Source organism: Stenotrophomonas sp. SKA14 (genome assembly GCF_000158575.1).
Taxonomy (GTDB): domain Bacteria; phylum Pseudomonadota; class Gammaproteobacteria; order Xanthomonadales; family Xanthomonadaceae; genus Stenotrophomonas; species Stenotrophomonas forensis.
The window spans coordinates 454,133-471,807 of sequence record NZ_DS999412.1 but is presented as its reverse complement, the minus strand read 5'-3'; the positions used below and the strand labels follow the sequence as shown (position 1 = coordinate 471,807).

Here is a 17,675-nt window from a genome sequence, read left to right as displayed (position 1 = left end):
CGTCGCCTTGGTGGGCCTTTACCCCGCCAACTAGCTAATCCGACATCGGCTCATTCAATCGCGCAAGGTCCGAAGATCCCCTGCTTTCACCCGTAGGTCGTATGCGGTATTAGCGTAAGTTTCCCTACGTTATCCCCCACGAAAAAGTAGATTCCGATGTATTCCTCACCCGTCCGCCACTCGCCACCCATAAGAGCAAGCTCTTACTGTGCTGCCGTTCGACTTGCATGTGTTAGGCCTACCGCCAGCGTTCACTCTGAGCCAGGATCAAACTCTTCACTTAAAACGACATGATCCGAAGATCAAAATTTAAAGCTGCAGATGATTGATTCTGGCAACGTATCGCTTGCTTTAAAACAATTAATAGTTGCTTGATCAAACGTCTGCAAGATGGACAATCACCCTTCCTGCAGGCGCCTTCACAAGATACCTGCGCATACTTTCAAAGATCCGGGGAAGTGGCCTCAGCGCCGTTCCCGTGTGCTGCGAAGTTTCCTTCGTAGCGAGCCGCCCATTATAGCCGGCTTTTCCGCTTCGTCAACACCTTTTTTCAAGGCCATCTCAACGGAGTGGACGTTGTTGCCGATGCCGCTTCGGCGTTGGACCCGAGGGCCTTTCGTCGTTGCGAGCCGCCTATTATGCCGGACTTTTCGAGTCCGTCAACACCTTCGTTCGATCATCTCGTTCGTCGGTGGTGGCGTCGCTGTTCGCGTGCCGTTTCCGAAGAAGCGATGCGCTGCAGCAAGGGAGCGAATTCTAGAGATCCTGCAGATTTCGTCAAGGCTTTTTTTGCAGGGTGATGACAGAAGCACCGCGACATCACGCATGACGTACGCTCGAAGATCACTGCGGCGTTGCCCGCGCGTTGCGCGGTCAACGCCGCAGCCGCTATCAATGCAGGGATGCACAGTGGAGAGAGAGCAATGAGCATGCAGGTGACACGCACGTGGTGGCGCGATCTTTCGATGCCGGCCATCGTTGCCGGATTCATTACAGTGCTGGTCGGCTTCGCCAGTTCCGCCGTGATCGTGTTCCAGGCCGCGCAGGCCGTCGGTGCCGACCAGGCGCAGATCGCCTCGTGGATGTGGGCGCTTGGGCTGGGCATGGGCGTGACCTGCATTGGCCTGTCACTGCGCTATCGCGTGCCGGTAGTGACCGCGTGGTCGACCCCGGGTGCGGCCATGCTGGTGGTGGGTGCCGGCGGCGCTTCGCTCTCTGAAGCGACCGGCGCCTTCCTGCTCGCCGCCGTGCTGGGCATGCTGGCGGGCTTCTCGGGCCTGTTCGCCCGGTTGATGCAGCGGGTGCCGATGGCGCTGGCCGCGGGCATGCTGGCCGGCGTGCTGCTGCGCTTCGGCCTGGACGTGTTCGTGGCCATGAACACCCAACTGGTGCTGGCACTGGCGATGTTCGCGATCTGGCTGGCCGGGCGCCGCCTGTTTCCGCGCTATGCGGTCATCGCCACCCTGCTGGTAGGTATCGCGATCGCCGCCAGCCGTGGCCTGCTGCACGCACAGCAGGTGCACCTGCAACTGGCGGTACCGCAGTGGGTGACCCCGTCCTTGTCGTGGACCGCCGTGGCCGGCATCGCCCTGCCCTTGTTCATGGTCACCATGGCTTCGCAGAACATTCCCGGCGTGGCGGTGATGCGTGCCTCCGGCTATGACGCCCCGGTGTCGCCGCTGATCGGCTGGATCGGTGTGGTCAACACCCTGCTGGCGCCATTCGGCGCGTACGCGCTGAACCTGGCGGCGATCACGGCAGCGATCTGCATGGGCCGCGATGCGCACGAGGATCCGGCACGACGCTACACCGCCGCCATGGCTGCAGGCGCCTTCTATATTGTCATCGGCCTGTTCGGTGCCACGGTGGCGGCGCTGTTTGCAGCGTTCCCGAGGGAACTGGTGGCCTGCGTGGCCGGTATCGCACTGTTCGGCACCATCGGCAACAGCCTGGCCAGTGCACTGGCGGTGGAGCGTGACCGCGAGGCGGCACTGGTCACCTTCCTGGTCACCGCCTCGGGCGTATCGCTGGCCGGGATTGGGTCGGCGTTCTGGGGCCTGGTAGCCGGCGCGCTGTGCCTGCTGGTGCTGCGGCCCCGCCAGGGCCGCTGACCCGGGCTACCCGGCCAATCCGGCACCGACGGTACTCAGCACCGCTGCGATGACGAGGGCGATCACGGTGGCGACCACGCTGGTGCCACCGCGCGCGCTCAGCTCACTGTGCAGCCGCGTCTCGTCGCCACGGCTCTCCGCACGGGCCCGGGCGATCAGGCGCTGGCAATGTGCCAGGTACCAGGTGTTGCCGAAGACACCGGTAGTGATGCTGAGCGCGACGGTGATGACCAGCGACAGGCCATCAGGCACATCCAGCAACGTCTCGATCACGCTGATCAGCAGCAGCAGGCCCGCCCACATCGCTGCGAGGCGATACATCCTGCGGTACATCATCCAGACCAGGCCCAGCAGGAACGCCGGCCAGTGCCAGGTGCCGCTGCCCGTGGCGATGCCCTGATCCAGCCGCCAGCGCTGGCGATAGATCGGGAAGTTGCCTCCGACCACGGCGGCATACAGTGCCATTTCGCCTTCCAGCCCCGCCGTCACGGCGGTGTCCGTTGCGGCCGCCGGTGCACGGTAGGGATCGGAAGGATCACCGACGCTGGGCGCGCTGCTCCCGGAGGCAGCGGCCGCGTCGAACTCCGCGGCCGGAGCGGCTTCGACGGGCGTTGCAGCCTGTTCCAGCTCGGACACCTGTTCCAGCTCGGACAACGGACGCCACGACGGCATGCCTTCGCACCACATCAGCGTGCGCGCCGTTACCGTCCCGTCCTGTTGGAGGCGGCGCAGCCCGGCAAGATCGACCGGTCCTTCGCTCTGCCTGCTGTTGGCATACCACCACTGTGCTTCCTGCATGCTGTCCTTCCTTGCTCACGGCTTCTTCAAATGGGATTCCCTGCCACGGCCTGCAGCGGTTCGCTGGAGAGGGTCTGCGCCAGTTGATGGCGCGCACCCGGTGCGAGCGTGACCGGCTCGGGACCGGCATTGGCCACTTCCAGGCACACATAGTCGCGCCAGCCCTCGCCGACATCCGACATTTTCGCCGCGGCCTCGGCTCCCGGGTTCCAGGCCACCAGGGTCTGGCTGCCTTCGCTGTGGATCTCGATCTGCCGCTGCAGCACGGGATCACGCAGCACATAGTGGCCCTGTGCCCCGGTGTAGATGCGGTCGCTGCGGCCAGGATCGCGCGGGTCGCGCAGCGACCATGGCCCCTGCTGCTGCCGCGCGTGGGAATAGTCCTCGTACTTGTCCAGGTACTGCAGTCCGTTGACACCCTCGACGTCCACGCGGCTGGCATCACCCACCCTGAAGTAGCTGTGCAGTGCCTGGGTGAACGTCACCGGGGCGGTTCCGATGTTCTCGGTGATCAGTTGCTGGTGCAGCTGATGGCCGACGTGCACCACCATCTGCAGGCGCAGGCCGAGTGGGTCGGGCAGTAACGGGGCCAGCTGCAGCTCCACTGCGCCGTCATCGCCCTGGTGCACGTGCAGCAGTTCCCAGCGTGCGGTGCGCACCAGGCCATGTGCAGGAGCATCCGCGCCCTGGCCCTGGCGACCGAACCATGGCCAGCAGACCGGCACGCCACCGCGGATCGGTGTCGGCAGTTCGGCGCGCGTGGGCGACAACCACAGCAGGTCCGGTTGCCCCTGCGGAATGAACGACAGCAGCTGCCCGCCGAACTCGCTGATGACCGCCGTGGCGCTGGACGTGCGCACGTGCCAGGCCTCAAGCCCGTGATACAGGCCGCTGCTGATGTCCGGATTCGACTGCATGCGATGACGCTCCTTGAAGACCGCGGCGATGATGTCGCGGTCAACGTGCCGCCGGCAAGGCCTTCTGCGCGCTGGGCGCGGCAGCAGCGGCCTCTTCCTGCAGCGCGCGCAGAATGCGTTGCCCGGCGCGGCCATCGGCATTGGCCCAGCCAAGACGCTGCTGTTCGGCCTGGATCGCGCGACGCGTGGCAGTACCGATCATGCCGTCGGCGCTGCCGATATCGTGGCCGCGGGCGAGCAGCAGGGTCTGCAGCTGACGGCGCTCGTCGCGGCCGATGCCGGGATCGTCGGTCGGCCAGGCCGTGGCCAATCCGGCGCCGCCGCGTAGCTGGTCGGCCAGCGTGGCGATGGCCAGTGCGTAACTCTCGGCCGCGTTGTAGCTGTAGATTGCGTCGTAATTGCGGAACACCAGCAGCGCCGGGCCCTTGCTGCCGGCCGGCAGCAGCAGGGCGGCACGCGCGTCGGCGGGAAGCTTGGCCGGGGCCAGCGCACTGCCGTCCAGCGCGGTCACTCCCTGCGCGCGCCACTCGGCCAGGGCGCGGCGCTGGGTACGCCCCGCCTGGCTGGCATTGAAACCGGCGGGGACACGCACCTCCATGCCCCACGGCTCGCCACTGCGCCAACCGGCACGCTTGAGGTAGTTGGCAGTGGACGCCAGCGCATCGGGGATGCTGCCGACCAGGTCGCGGCGACCATCGCCATCACCATCCACAGCGATGCGTGCGTAGGTGCTGGGCATGAACTGCGTATGCCCGAAGGCGCCTGCCCAGGACCCGGTGAGGCCCTGTGCCTGCAGGTCACCACGGTCGATCAGCGTGAGCAGGGCCAGCAGTTCACCGCGGAAGAAGGCCTGGCGGCGGCCGGCGCAGGACAGCGTGGCCAGCGACTGCAACAGCGGGCGCTTGCCGAACACGCGGCCGTAGTCGCTCTCCACGCCCCAGACCGCGACGATGGTGGCCGGATCGACGCCGTATTGTGCCGACACGCGATCGAGCAGGTCACGATGCTGCTGCAGCATCGCGCGGCCATCATCCACGCGCTGGCGATCGACCAGCGCGGCCAGGTAGTCCCAGATCGGTGTGGTGAATTCCGGCTGCGCATCGAGCAGGCCAAGCACACTCGGGTCGGGCGTGAGGCCTGCGGTGATCTCAGTGAAGCGCTCGGCACGGATGCCCTGGCTGGCGGCGGTGGCCTGCAGGTTCGCCAGGCAGCGGCTGAAGGCGGGATCGACACTGGCATCGGCTGCCGCAGGCGTGGGGGCCGAAACCAGGGCGGCCGCCAGGCCGAGCGTGGTGAGAATGGGCATGGCGTCCTCCGTGTTGCCGTTGCAGGGCCATCTTAGGGGTACCGATGCCGCCGAACCTGAAGGGAACCCGGACCGCCGGCGGGCTAAACCGCACGCAGCAGGCGCAGGCCATAGGCAGGACGGTCGGCATCCCAACGCTGCGTGACCTGCAGCCCGGCCTGCTGCAGCAGCGCTTCAAAGCTGTCATCGGTGTACTTGTGACTGTATTCCACGCGGATCGGCTCATCGGCGGCGAAGTGGAAGGTCCGGCCATCGAGATGGACATCCTGCGCCCCGCGGCTGACCAGGTCGGTTTCGATGCGCAGCCGCGCGGTGCTGTAGCGCGCACGGTGGCGGAAGCCGTCGAGGTCGAAGTCACTGCCGATCTCGCGGTTGAGCCGGGCCAGCAGGTTGAGGGTGAAGGCAGCGGTGACGCCCTGCGCGTCGTTGTAGGCCGCCTCGATCAGCGCCGGGTCCTTGTGCAGGTCGATGCCGACCAGGGCCAGGCCCTCACGGCCCATGGTCTGGCGCATCGCCTGCAACAGCGCGACAGCGTCGTCGCCTTCGAAGTTGCCCAGCGTGGAGCCGGGGAAGAACAGCAGGCGTCGTGCCGGTTCGCGCTCGGGCATGGGCACGGCCACGGGACGGGTGAAGTCGGCGCAGACCGGCAGCATCTCGACCTCGGGCAGCGCCGGTGCCAGATGATCGATGCTGGACAGCAGTGCGGCACGCGAGATCTCGATCGGCGTGTAGGCCACCGGATCGTGCAATGCGGCCAGCAGCAGCGCGGTCTTGCGGCCACTGCCGCTGCCGAGTTCCACCACGTGCAGGCGCGGACCGACGGTACGGGCGATGTCCGGCAGCACGCGCTTCAGCAGGGCCAGTTCGGTACGCGTGGGGTAATACTCGGGGGTCTGGGTGATCTGTTCGAACAGGCGCGAGCCGCGAGCATCGTAGAAGTACTTGGAGGGCAACTGCCGCGACGGGCGCGACAGACCGGCCACCACATCGGCCAGGATCTGCTGACGCCCCGGGGTGAGATCGGTCAGCGCCTGCAGTGCGTCATCCACCGTACTCATGTGAGGTCCCTGGCCAGGCGCAGCCCGGAGAACTGCCAGCGCGCCGGCGGCATGAAGAAATTGCGGTAGCTGGCACGGACATGTCCGCGCGGAGTGGCGCAGCTGCCACCGCGCAGCACCCACTGCCCGCACATGAACTTGCCGTTGTATTCGCCCAGGTTGCCGGCGAACGGGCGGAAACCCGGATAGGCTCCATAGGCGCTCTGGGTCCACTCCCAGACATCGCCGAACATCTGTCGCAGGCCATTGCCCTGCCCGGCCTGCGGGTGCAGGCCATCGTCATCGGCGAAATGGCCGCATAGCGGTTGCGAGGCGGCAGCGGCTTCCCATTCGAACTCGCTGGGCAGGCGTGCACCGGCCCAGCTGGCACAGGCGTCGGCTTCGTAATAACTGAGGTGACAGACCGGCGCGTGCAGGTCCAGTTCGCGCCAACCGCCCAGGGTGTATTCGCGCTGCAGGGCATCGTCCCAGTACAGCGGGTGCTGCCAGTCCTCGGCTTCGCGCAGCGCCCAGCCTTCGCTGAGCCACCAGCGCGGCTCGCGGTAGCCGCCGGCCTCGATGAACGCAAGGTACTCGGCATTGCTGAGCGGGCGCTCGGCCAGGGCGTGGGCGGGCAGCAGCACGCGGTGCGGAGGCGATTCGTTGTCGTAGGCGAAGGAGGCGTGCTGCGGCCACGCCGCGGCACCCACGGTAACGATGCGTTCTGGCGATTCGACCCAGCCCTGCGCAGTGGCGACGCTGGCCACAGTGTGCAGGTCCTGCCGGTAGGCCGGCTGCAGCGGATTGCACCAGAATGCATGCTTGATGTCGGTGAGCAGCAGTTCCTGGTGCTGTTGTTCATGCTGCAATCCCAGCTGCAGGTGCTGCAGCGCCTGCGGGTCGAGGTCGCCGGCAGCGAGGCGTGCCTGCACCTGCGCATCCACCTGCTGGCGGTAATCGCGTACCTGCTGCAGCGAAGGGCGCGACAGCAGCCCACGCTGTGGCCGCGCATGGGCCGGGCCGATGCTCTTGTAGTAGCTGTTGAACAGGTAGTCCCAGCCAGGATCGTGCGCCGGCGCGGCGGCAAGGCCAGCCAGCACGAAGCGTTCGAAGAACCAGGTGGTGTGGGCCAGGTGCCATTTGCTCGGGCTGGCATCGGCCATGCTCTGCAGCATGGCGTCCTCGGCGCTGAGCGGCGCGGCCAGCTGCAGGCTGCGGGCCCGCACCCGCGCGAACTGGTGGGCGAGATCGCGCTGCGGGGCAGCGACGGCGGCAGGTACGCTGTCCATGCAGGCAGCATCGGCGCAGGCCAGTGAGTGCGACGTCATGGTTCGGCGTCACATCGTTCACATGGGTGACCCGCCCGCATTCGAGAAGTGGGCCCGAACGCCGCTAACGGCAATGCTGCGGCCGCGTCGTCACCGCGCTGGAATTCCTGCTTGCCCCTGCATCCGCTCCGCCAGCCTGCGCATTACCTGTTCGTGCTGCCCGCCGTGCTGGTCGCACTGCTGCTGTGGACGGCGCTGGGCAACGAAGACGTTGCCAGCCCGGCCCAGCGCATCCTGCCGTGGCTGCTGGCCAGCCTCGGTGCCGGGCTGGCCCTGCTCTACCACCAGGTGCGTGCGCTGTGCCCGTTGCTGCTGGTGGCGGCGGTGTTCGCGCTGCTGCACCAGGACGTGGGTGGCTACCTGCGCAGTGGCCATGTGACCGCCCTGACCCCGCTGCGCTTCCATGCCATCTCGGCCTGGTTGCCGCTGTTGTTCGCCGGACTGGCGTTGTGGCCGGAGCGCGGGCGCCGACGCCAGGACCTGTTGCTGCGCGGCGTGGTCTGTGGCCTGGCGCTTGCCGTCTTCCTGCTGCTGGCAGCACAGCAGCCAGGCGGCATGCACGGCCTGCTGTCGGACCGTCACTGGCGCTGGATTCCAGCCGAATGGAACGCGCTGGCGCAGGTGCCGGCCCTGCTGTTCCTGCTGGCCACCGTTGCGCTGGGCTGGCAGGCCTGGCGGCATCCGCGGCCATTGCACACCGCGATGCTGCTGGCTCTGCTGTGCCTGTGGTGGATGCTGCCGCGGATTTTCCTGCAGCCGGTGCTGTTGCCGGCACTGAGCAGTGCTGCCCTGCTGCTGATGCTGGGTGCAATGCTGCAGGAGTCGTTCCACATGGCCTTCCGCGATGAACTGACCGGCCTGCCGGGGCGCCGCGCGTTCAACGAGACCCTGCAGCGGGCGCGCGGCACCTACAGCATCGCAATGGTGGACGTGGACCACTTCAAATCGTTCAACGACACCCATGGCCACGACACCGGCGACGATGTACTTCGCCTGGTGGCCTCGCGGCTGTCGCGGGTAGGCGACGGTGGTCGCGCGTTCCGCTATGGCGGCGAGGAGTTCGCCGTGGTGTTCCTGGACCGTCCAGCGGCGGCCTGTGTCGATGCCGTGGAAGCGTTGCGGCAGAGCATCGAGGACACCCGCATGCAGCTGCGCGACCGCAGTACCCGCAGCCGCGATGACGACACCGGCCGCCAGCAGCGCGGACGCGGCGGCAGCGGACAGGTGGTACAGGTGACGGTGAGTATCGGCCTGGCCGACAGCCGCGAGAACCCACGGCCGGCGGCGGTGATCAAGGCCGCCGACCTGGCGCTGTACAGGGCCAAGGACGGCGGCCGCAACCAGGTGCACGCGCATGCCGGCCAGCGCGTGCTGGCCGTGCGCGGCGGCTGAGGCTCAGACCGCGTCGAGGTAATACCAGCGGCCGTCGATGCGCAGGAAGCGGCTGTGTTCGGCCATTTTCACCGCACTGCCGCCGCCGATGCGGTAGCGCGCGGTGAAGCGCACCTCGGCGCTGTCGGTACCGGTGGGCGTGTGCTCGTGCACGGTCAGGCCCAGCCAATGCGTGCGCTGGCCGGGTGCTTCGTCCAGTGACAGCTCGGCGGGGCGGGTGTCCGGGTGCCAGGTCTGGCGCAGGTAATCGGCAAGGCCACGCACATACGCGCTGTAGCGCGAACGCATCAGGCGCTCGGCATCCGGTGCGGCCTCGCCGGCATGGAAGCGTCCGCAGCAGGCGGCGTAGTCGGCGGCCAGGCCACAGGGACAGGGATCGGCGGGTTGTCGGCTCATGCCGTCATTGTCGCCGGGTTGCACGGATTGATCCACGCGTGGCACAGCTCAGTTGCAGCTGGACAGGCGTATGCTGTCGCGCCCCCACCTTGAATGACCGCCGTGCTGGAACTGGTTCCCCCTGAGTTGTGGTGGCTGGTGGTGATCGCCTTCATCGCCGGCCTGGTGGACGCCGCCGTCGGTGGCGGTGGCCTGGTGCAGCTGCCCGGCCTGTTCACGGTGCTGCCGCAGCAGACGCCGGCGATGCTGTTCGGTACCAACAAATTCAGTTCGATGTTCGGTACCGGTGCGGCGGCCTGGCGCTATGCGCGCAACGTGCGCTTCCCGTGGAAGCCGGTGCTGTTCGCGGCCGGTACCGCCTTCATCTTCTCGTTCGCCGGGGCCACGGCGGTGAGCCTGCTGCCCAAGGATGCGGTGCGCCCACTGGTGCTGGTGCTGCTGATCGCGATGCTGGCCTACACGCTGTGGAAGAAGGACTTCGGTGCGCTGCACCGGCCGCAGGAGATCGGCCGCCGCGAGCTGGTGATTGCGCTGGCGATCGGTGCGGCGATCGGCTTCTACGACGGCTTCTTCGGGCCGGGCACCGGCAGCTTCCTGATCTTCCTGTTCGTGCGCTTCTTCGGGCTGGATTTCCTGCGCGCGTCGGCGGCATCGAAGGTGGTGAACCTGGCGACCAATGTGGCGGCGATCTCGTTCTTCGTGCCGACCGGCAACATCCTGTGGCTGTTCGCGCTGCCGATGGCGGCGGCCAACATCATCGGCTCGGTGGTCGGCACGCGATTGGCGCTGAAGGGCGGCACGCCGTTCATCCGCAAGCTGTTCGTGGGGCTGGTGGTGGTGCTGATCGCACGGATGGCGTGGGATACGTTCCGCGTTGCGTGAATGTGGTTGCCGGCCAGCGGCCGGCACTACCCCATGGACGGGTTCATGACCCGGTAGTGCCGGCCGCTGGCCGGCATTCCCATTCAATCGGCCGGGTCAGGCCTCGGCTTCTTCCGGTTCGTTGGCCTGCTGGCGGCTGCGCTCCGGCAGCTTCAGCCGCTTGCCTTCTTCGTCGTACTCAATCAGCAGCACGCCGGAGTCGTGGCGGCCGCTGATTTCGACGAAGCAGGCGCCACCGATGAACGGTTCCAGCGTCATCACCGACTTCAGCGGGGTGGCGACCACCATCTGGAAGCCGAAGTTGTCGAAGATGTTCATCGCCAGTGCGGTGAACTCGTTGTCGGCCTTGTCGAAGGCTTCATCGAGCACCACCGCGGCATAGCTGGGCAACTGGCTGTCGGCACCGCCGAGCTGGTAGCGCAGGGCTGCCGCCAGGCAGGTGGTGGCCAGCTTCTGGCGCTGGCCACCGGACTTGCCGGCACCGCTGCGGTAGATCTCGACCTGCTGGCGCGTTTCCGCGTCCAGCTCGACGCCGATGAACTCCACGTGCATGCGCACGTCCAGCACCAGCTCGCGCCAACGCTTGTCCTCGCCTTCCTGCGAGCCCAGGCGGTTGACCAGCTGGCGCAGCACGGTGAACTGCGATTCGGCCAGCTCACGCTGCTCGGTCTGCTGCTGCGACAACACCTCGCGCAGCTGCAGGTGGAACTCGCCGACTTCCGGCAGTCGGCGGTCGCTCAGCTCGATGGTCAGCAGCGTGCCACGGTTGAACGGCACCTGCTCCAGGCTGGCGTTCACTTCGTCCAGGCGCTGGCCGATCGACTTGCGGGCCTCTGCACTGTGGCGCTGCAGGGCCAGCAGGTTGTTCTTGCTCTGGTTCTGCAGCAGATCGAAGAAGCGCTCTTCGTGCTGCGGCAGGCCATCGCGTTCCAGGCGTTCGAGGCGGGCGAGGAAATCCTCGGCCGAAGCCACCGAGACGGTGAAGTCACCCGACTCCTCCGGCCACTGCTGGATGAAGCGGCGGAAGCAGCCGATCAGCTGGTTCTCGATGCGGTTGAGGTCCTGCTGCGACGACGACAACTGTTCGTTCAGCGCGTTGCTGACCTGGCGCATGTGCGCTTCCAGCGTTTCCAGGCTGAGCGGGCCCTGCTCCTGCAGGCGCTCGGCCAGGCCGGCCTCCTGCGCCTGGGCCAGGCTCGGCAGCACCAGTGCACGGCTCTGCTGGCGCGCGCGGTCGAGGCGATCGCGTTCCTTGACCAGCTGGCCACGCTCGACGCGGACATCTTCATAGGTACGGCGCGACTGCTCGATGTCGGCGCGCACGGCATCGATCTGCTTGGCCAGCTTGGCGAGATCGGCGTTGCCTTCGCGCAGGTCGCGCAGGGTGGCCCCGATATCGCTCAGGCGCTGCTGCGGGGCGGCGATGTCGATCTCGTTCCAGCTGATGCTGACCAGCTCGTGGCAGGCCAGGCGGCGCTCGTTGTCGCGGTCGCGCTGGCCGCGCAGGCGCGCGATGTCGGTCTCGCAGCTGGCGATGCGCTTGGCCAGTTCCTGCGCTTCGCGCTCGAAGGCGCCCACCTTGTCGTGGTTGTTGAAGCCGAGGATCCAGCGGCGGCGATCGCCGACGGCGCTGCGGTCGTCCTTCTCGAAACGGTCACCCGGATGCTTGACCTGGCCTTCGCGGGTGATGCCGCGGTCGACGTTGCGCAGCTGCTTGGCGTCCACGCACTCGTAGTCGAAGCGCTTGCCCAGCTCGCGTCGCAGCCAGCTTTCGAACACGTGCTCGCGCAGTTCCAGCTTGTGCAGCAACGACTTGGCCGACGGTTCGCGCGCAAACGCATCGTCGTTGCGGCGCACGCGATAGTAGGTGAAGCGCATGCCCAGGTGGGTACGGTTCACCCACTCGGCGACGTCGTTGTAGTGCTTGTCGTCGACCAGCAGCGACAGCGCGAAACCGCCCAGCACGCGCTCGATGGCACCCTGCCAGCCCTGCTCTTCCGAGCGGACCTGGATCAACTCGCCGACGAACGGCAACGCCGCCTCGGCAATGCCGGTTTCCTCGGCCAGGCGCGCGCGCAGCTTCTGCATCGGCGCCGGGATGTTGGAGGGTGTGCGCTGCATCGCTTCAAGTTCGCTGCGCACTTCACCGAAGCGGCGCTCGTCGTCGCGCTTGCCACCGAGACGATCGCTGATCGCATCATCCAGTGCCGCCGAGGCACGCTGGCGGTCCTGCAGTTCGTTCTGCGCACGCTCGACCAGCTCTGCGAAACCGTGGGCATCGCCAGGCAGTTCGGCCTGCAATTGCTGAGCCGCTTCCTGGGCCTGGTCACGCTTGGCCTGGCGGCGGTCGCGCTCGGCTTCGGCGCGGCCCTGCTCGCGTTCCAGTTCCTCGATGCGCTCACCGCCCTGCTGGCGGCGCTGCAGTTCCAGTTCGGCCAGGCGCTCGGTGTGGTTGTCGAGTGCGGCACGGCGCTGGGCTTCTTCACCGAGCAGGCCACGGTCACGCACGTCCATTTCGCGCAGGCGCGCTTCGATCAGCGCCTGGCGGCGGCTTTCGCGGAAGCTGTCGACGCCGAGCTTCAGCGCTTCGTCGTCGCCGCGCTGGCGGTGCATTTCCTTCAGGTCGTTGTAGTAGGCGCGGGCCGGCAGCAGGGTTTCCACCTGGCGGCGCGCGGTGACCACGGCCTGGTGTGCGCCGTCGAGTTCGGCGAAGTCGCTGACCAGGCGCTCGGCGGCGTCGAAGGTCTTCGGCGTGTCAAGCATGAAGTCGCGCAGGAAGACGTTGAGGTCACCCAGGTTCTTCGCCGACTGCGTCTTGTGCAGCAGGCGCAGCGCCATCTCGTTGTCGATGCCGAGCAGATCGCGGAAGCGCTCGGCGTAGCCGGAGAAGGTGTCGAAGTGGTGCAGGTCGGACAGCTTCTGCTTGAGCTTGCGCAGGTCCAGGTCGAAGCCACCGAGGTCCTTGGCGATGTCGAACGGACGCTCGGCGATCATGTAGTGCTTGCGCACGTCGCCGGCCGAGGTGCCGTTGCCGGAGATCCACAGCAGGCGCACCAGGCTGACCACGCGGCCATCGCCGGCGCGGTACTCCAGCACCAGTGCAGTCCAGGTCGCGCCCTTGCGTAGGTACTGGGTGGCGATTTCGCCGGTGCCGCTGTCCTGCTGGTCGGCCCATGCGCCACGCACGTAGGACACCAGGTTGCGGTCGCGGCCACTGCGCTCGGCTTCACGCGCGGCAGCGTTGAAGTCGACGATGGCCGGCGGCGTCAGCAGTGCGGACATGGCGTCGAGCAGGGTCGACTTGCCCGAGCCGGAACGACCGACGAACAGGAAGCCGCGCTCGGCGATCGGTACTTCGGTCAGGCCGTTGAAGGTGCCCCAGTTGTGCACCTGCAGGCGGCGCATGCGGAACTGCTGCAGGCGCGGGTCCGGCAGGCCTTCGTTGAACAGGGCGGGAGTGTGCTTGGAGATAGCCATGCGGTGTTCGGGTCTCTCAGGCCTCGGCGGCCGGGGTTTCGCGCAGCTGGCGGTAGACCGCCGAAAGCTGGGACACGTCTTCGGCGGAGAACAGCAGCTTCAGCGCCCTCGAGACTTCGTGGCGGTCTTCCTGGCCGCTCAGGCGGGTCAGGATGTGGTTGTCCTTCATCTTCTGCACCGCCGAGGCGACGCGGCGGTTGAAGCCGGCGCGGTCGGTGGACAGGTTCTTTTCGTAGATGGCCAGCGCTTCGGCCATCTCGGCGTCGGCGACCACCGCGCGGTTGCCGCGCGCATCGGCCTCGGCCAGCTGCTGCCGCAGGTACAGCAGCAGTACTGAATCGATGAAGGTCAGCGGCGACGTGCGCAGCAGCACCGGGGCGTCGACATCCTCGGTGTCGGCCTGGCGGGTGAACGCCACGCCGCTGTCGCGGTCCAGCACCAGTTCCAGGAACAGGTCAGCCAGCGCGGAGCGGATGGCGGCTTCGCTGCGGATCAGCGCCGGCCACAGCTTGGCGTGGCGCAGCTGGTCGATGCTGGGGCCGATCAGCAGCTGGCACAGCGCGCGGCGTGCATCCAGCGGCAGGCGCCCGGTATCGCCCAGGTAGTACACGTCGTTGCCACGGCGGGGCTGCGCCACGCTCGCCACCAGCTCGGCCTCGTAGGCGTCTTCCGCCACGTCTGCCTGTGGTGCGTCGATGGGATCTTCATGCCAGCTCATGGCGTCTCTCCTGGGTGAACCAAACCAGCGGGATGCGGGCGCGACGGACCTGACCGTCGCCACCACGCCATTGCGCAAGCTCCTGCTCGCCGGCGACCACGTTGCCGAAGCGTGTGCCCAGCGACAGGTAGCCGATGACGCTGCCAAGACCCTGCGGCGCCTCGCGCTGCGCCAGGGCTTGGGCGATGCTGAGCCGCGGCTGTGCATCGAGCAGATCGTGCAGGTCGCGGCGCAGGGTGCGGAAGTCGATCTCGGACGAAGCGACCAGATCGCCGACGCTCTCCAGGCTGATCGCGGCCGCATCGTTGTATTCGACGTTGCCATCGACCTGGGCACTGCGTGGATCGTGCAGCTTCCACTGCGACCACGAGCGCAGGCGGCTGGTGGTCAGCTGCAGGTCACGGCCGATGCCGCGCTGTGCCGGGAACTCGTCGCGCAGCGCCAGCGCTTCGGACTGCGCCTGCTTCAACAACTGGTTGAGGCGGCGCTGTTCCAGGTAGCCACGGCTCTGCACGAAACCGCGCAGGCTGCGCGCGAAGTTCTGCAGCACGTCGTGTACCTGGCCACCACGCTCAAGCATGGTGCTGGTGAAGCCACGCAGGAAATTACGCTCGTTGCGGTCCAGGCGGCGGGCGAAGCCGCGTGCCAGCACTGCTTCCAGCGCGGCGTCGAGCTGCGCGCTCTGTTCGGCGTCGTTGAGCAGGCGCCAAAACGCCTGGAAACTGCGCCCGGCATCGCTCTCGCCGATCACGTCCACGCCCTCGAACAGCTGCGACAGCACGTCGCCGCGTTCGCCTTCATCGTCGATGATGCGTTCGCGGAAATCGCGGTTGAGCTGCTCGAAGTCATCGCGCACACGGCGGAAGTCTTCGGTCAGTTCGTCGGCCAGGCCGATGATCTGGCGCGCACGTTCCAGCGCGCGCTTGCCGTCCAGCGCGATCACGCGGCCGGCACCGACGCGGGCGATCTCGGCGTCGATGCGGTCACGCTCGTCGCGCAACGCCGACAGGCGCGCGTCCGGATCGGATTCGGTCTGCGCCGCCAGCTGCGAGAGCTGTTCGATGACCAGCGCCAGGCGGCTCTCGGTGGCAGCCACGCGGGCCTGCTCGAGACCATCGGCAAAGCGGATCGCCTGCAGCGCCGCGGTCGACAGCTCGTACTGCTCCTGGTCGGCACCTTCGGGCAGGCGGCGTTCCAGCCAGCCCTGGGCCAGCCAGTGCGCGATGTAGGCCTGCGCGGTACGCGGCAGGTCGCGCGACAGTTCGTCGCCGTTGAGCTGGTCCAGCGCGCGTTGCAGGCGCTCGTTGAGCACCGACGACGACAGCGTGCGCTCGCCGTCCATCAGCAGCCCCTGCAGCAGGCCGATGATTTCCGGGGCGTGGTCGGCGGCGAGCAGCTTCCATTGGGGCTGTTCGCGCAGATGACGGTAACGGGAGATGCGTTCGCGATGCTTCATGCAGCGAAAGAGGTCTGTAGGGCTGACAGGGACGAGCCGCCACGCACGGCTGCCGCGCGGGCAGCCGTGGGCATGCCGGCCCGCAGGGGCCGGCGGGGTGCGGGCAAGCGGCTCAGCGCTTGCCGCCCACTTCGATGAAGCGCAGGAACTCGGCGCGGGTACGCGCGTCGTCGCGGAAGCTGCCCAGCATCTTGGAGGTAACCATGCTGACGCCGCGCTTGTGGATGCCGCGGGTGGTCATGCATTCATGGGCGCCTTCGACGACCACGCCGACACCGATCGGCTGCAGCACATCCTGGATGCACTGGGCGATCTGCGCGGTCATCTTCTCCTGTACCTGGAAACGGCGGGCGTAGGCTTCGACGACGCGGGCCAGCTTGCTGATGCCCACCACCTTGCCGGCCGGCAGGTAGCCGACGTGCACGCGGCCGATGATCGGCGCCATGTGGTGTTCGCAGTGGCTTTCGTACTCGATGTCACGCAGGACGATCAGTTCGTCATAGCCGGCCACTTCCTCGAAGGTCCGCTCCATGTAGGCACGCGGGTCGTCGCGGTAACCGCTGAACCAGTCGCCATAGGCTTCGGCGACACGGCGGGGGGTATCCAGCAGGCCTTCACGGGACGGGTCCTCACCGGCCCAGCGCAGCAGGATGCGCACGGCATCCTCGGCCTGGTCCTGGGTCACGTCGCCCTGCGGGGCGGCCTTTTCGTTGTTCTTGCTCATTGCGTACAGCGTCCCGAACGGGGGGCGAGCATCGTACCCGACCGGGGGGTGGGTCGTCCTGTTGGGACGGTTCATCGGGGGGTTCTTGCGGCGCGTGCTTGCTATCGGTCTGGAGGGGGAGAGGGGGCTGCGCAGGACACGCCGTAAACCCGTCCTTGGGGGCTCGATGGCGCCATCCATGGCGCCAACGGTCCTGCACAGCCCCCTCTCCCCCTCCCTGACGGTTTCCTGCGGACGCGGCCAGACCGCCCGAAAGCGGGGTCAAAAGCTGGGGTTCATGGCTTCGGAAAGTGCGCAGGCTGCTGCCGTGGCGTTTTCTGCTTTGGTGGGTGCGGACCTTGGTCCGCACTGCATCTGCTCCTGCTTTAAAGAGCCAACCCACCGCGCCCACGGGGTGATGGGCGGGCAGCGGGGGCCGGACGGGGCAGGACCGTCCGCGGCATGGATGCCGCGGCCGAGCCCCCAGGGACGGGTTTACGGCGTGTCCTGCCCCGTCCGACCCCCGCTGCCCCACCGTAGCAACGTGGCGCAGCGCTTTTCCTCACTACACCCCCACCCATTCAGAAAAACCCATTGATAGGAATGAAATTAGTAGTATTCTATCTATATCTTATGGACCGACCCCTCGACGAGCGCACCGTGCTGCAGATGCAGCTCAGCTCCGGCCTGCTGTACGCAGGGCGGCAGTGGCAGCGTCTGGCCGACAGCCGGCTCGGCAGCTACGGGATCTCCACCGCCTGCACCATGCCGCTGCTGATGATCGGCCGCTCCGGCGGTGGCATCCGCCAGGTGGCGCTGGCCCAGCAGCTGGGCATGGAAGGGCCTTCCCTGGTGCGCCTGCTGGACAAGCTGTGCGCCAGCGACCTGGTCCGCCGCGAGAGCGACGCCAGCGACCGCCGTGCCAACCTGCTGTGGCTGACCGACGCCGGCCAGGCTCTGGTCAGCGAGCTGGAAGACCAGTTGATCGGCCTGCGCCAGGACGTGTTCGGCGAGCTTTCCATGGATGAACTGCACGCCGTGCTGAAGGCATGGCGCCTGCTGGCCGAGGCCGCCGACCGCATTACGTAAGACCGCTGCCCCCGAACCCCGCCGCTGCCGTGCACACGCCAGCGGCTTTTGCCCGTTGCTGTTGT

14 protein-coding genes are annotated in these 17,675 nt (G+C 67.3%); 4 read left to right on the top strand and 10 right to left on the bottom strand.

All coding sequences use genetic code 11. The annotated features are described in order from the left end of the window. Positions 1-923: 923 nt before the first annotated feature. Positions 924-2,111, top strand: a complete 1,188-nt coding sequence (locus SSKA14_RS02275) for a benzoate/H(+) symporter BenE family transporter (RefSeq protein ID WP_040006829.1) — start codon at positions 924-926, stop codon at positions 2,109-2,111. Between the two features lie 6 nt (positions 2,112-2,117). Here SSKA14_RS02275 and SSKA14_RS02270 read toward each other — a convergent pair whose 3' ends face one another. The 5 genes from SSKA14_RS02270 to egtB all read right to left on the bottom strand — a co-directional run bounded on the left by SSKA14_RS02270 (position 2,118) and on the right by egtB (position 7,458). After that, positions 2,118-2,909, bottom strand: coding sequence for a GYF domain-containing protein (locus SSKA14_RS02270; RefSeq protein WP_008266324.1), 792 nt, complete (start codon positions 2,907-2,909; stop codon positions 2,118-2,120). Positions 2,910-2,935: 26 nt separating this feature from the next. Next, positions 2,936-3,826, bottom strand: coding sequence for a D-hexose-6-phosphate mutarotase (locus SSKA14_RS02265; RefSeq protein ID WP_008265605.1), 891 nt, complete (start codon positions 3,824-3,826; stop codon positions 2,936-2,938). 40 nt (positions 3,827-3,866) lie between these two features. Continuing rightward, on the bottom strand, positions 3,867-5,132 hold the full coding sequence (locus SSKA14_RS02260; protein WP_008267837.1) for a lytic murein transglycosylase: 1,266 nt from the start codon (positions 5,130-5,132) through the stop codon (positions 3,867-3,869). 83 nt (positions 5,133-5,215) lie between these two features. Beyond that, positions 5,216-6,190: an L-histidine N(alpha)-methyltransferase gene (gene egtD, locus SSKA14_RS02255; RefSeq protein WP_008266957.1), complete on the bottom strand. Its 975-nt coding sequence runs from the start codon at positions 6,188-6,190 to the stop codon at positions 5,216-5,218. Continuing rightward, on the bottom strand, positions 6,187-7,458 hold the full coding sequence (egtB, locus tag SSKA14_RS02250; RefSeq protein WP_008267233.1) for an ergothioneine biosynthesis protein EgtB: 1,272 nt from the start codon (positions 7,456-7,458) through the stop codon (positions 6,187-6,189). Before egtB ends, egtD begins: the two co-directional genes overlap by 4 nt. Before the next feature lie 150 nt (positions 7,459-7,608). On the opposite strand from egtB, the gene SSKA14_RS02245 reads away from it, so the two are divergent. After that, complete coding sequence (locus tag SSKA14_RS02245) at positions 7,609-8,889, top strand: GGDEF domain-containing protein (RefSeq protein ID WP_040006827.1); 1,281 nt, start codon at positions 7,609-7,611, stop codon at positions 8,887-8,889. 3 nt (positions 8,890-8,892) lie between these two features. On the opposite strand, the gene SSKA14_RS02240 is transcribed toward SSKA14_RS02245, so the two are convergent. Then, complete coding sequence (locus tag SSKA14_RS02240) at positions 8,893-9,285, bottom strand: YchJ family protein (RefSeq protein WP_040006825.1); 393 nt, start codon at positions 9,283-9,285, stop codon at positions 8,893-8,895. Positions 9,286-9,387: 102 nt separating this feature from the next. Between SSKA14_RS02240 and SSKA14_RS02235 the strand changes: the two genes are divergently transcribed. Then, positions 9,388-10,167: a TSUP family transporter gene (locus tag SSKA14_RS02235; protein WP_040009262.1), complete on the top strand. Its 780-nt coding sequence runs from the start codon at positions 9,388-9,390 to the stop codon at positions 10,165-10,167. Positions 10,168-10,263: 96 nt separating this feature from the next. On the opposite strand, the gene SSKA14_RS02230 is transcribed toward SSKA14_RS02235, so the two are convergent. The 4 genes from SSKA14_RS02230 to folE all read right to left on the bottom strand — a co-directional run bounded on the left by SSKA14_RS02230 (position 10,264) and on the right by folE (position 16,542). Further along, a complete protein-coding gene (locus tag SSKA14_RS02230; protein ID WP_008267131.1) occupies positions 10,264-13,644 on the bottom strand; it encodes an SbcC/MukB-like Walker B domain-containing protein in 3,381 nt (1,126 codons plus the stop codon). Between the two features lie 16 nt (positions 13,645-13,660). Then, on the bottom strand, positions 13,661-14,362 hold the full coding sequence (locus SSKA14_RS02225; RefSeq protein ID WP_008265166.1) for a DUF4194 domain-containing protein: 702 nt from the start codon (positions 14,360-14,362) through the stop codon (positions 13,661-13,663). After that, positions 14,349-15,818, bottom strand: coding sequence for a DUF3375 domain-containing protein (locus SSKA14_RS02220; protein WP_008267287.1), 1,470 nt, complete (start codon positions 15,816-15,818; stop codon positions 14,349-14,351). Before SSKA14_RS02220 ends, SSKA14_RS02225 begins: the two co-directional genes overlap by 14 nt. A gap of 112 nt (positions 15,819-15,930) precedes the next feature. Beyond that, positions 15,931-16,542 carry a GTP cyclohydrolase I FolE gene (gene folE / locus SSKA14_RS02215; RefSeq protein WP_008267997.1) on the bottom strand — a complete coding sequence of 204 codons (612 nt, stop codon included), beginning with the start codon at positions 16,540-16,542 and terminating at the stop codon, positions 15,931-15,933. A 612-nt stretch (positions 16,543-17,154) separates the two neighbouring features. On the opposite strand from folE, the gene SSKA14_RS02210 reads away from it, so the two are divergent. Further along, positions 17,155-17,610, top strand: a complete 456-nt coding sequence (locus SSKA14_RS02210; protein WP_008265191.1) for a MarR family transcriptional regulator — start codon at positions 17,155-17,157, stop codon at positions 17,608-17,610. Positions 17,611-17,675: the final 65 nt, after the last annotated feature.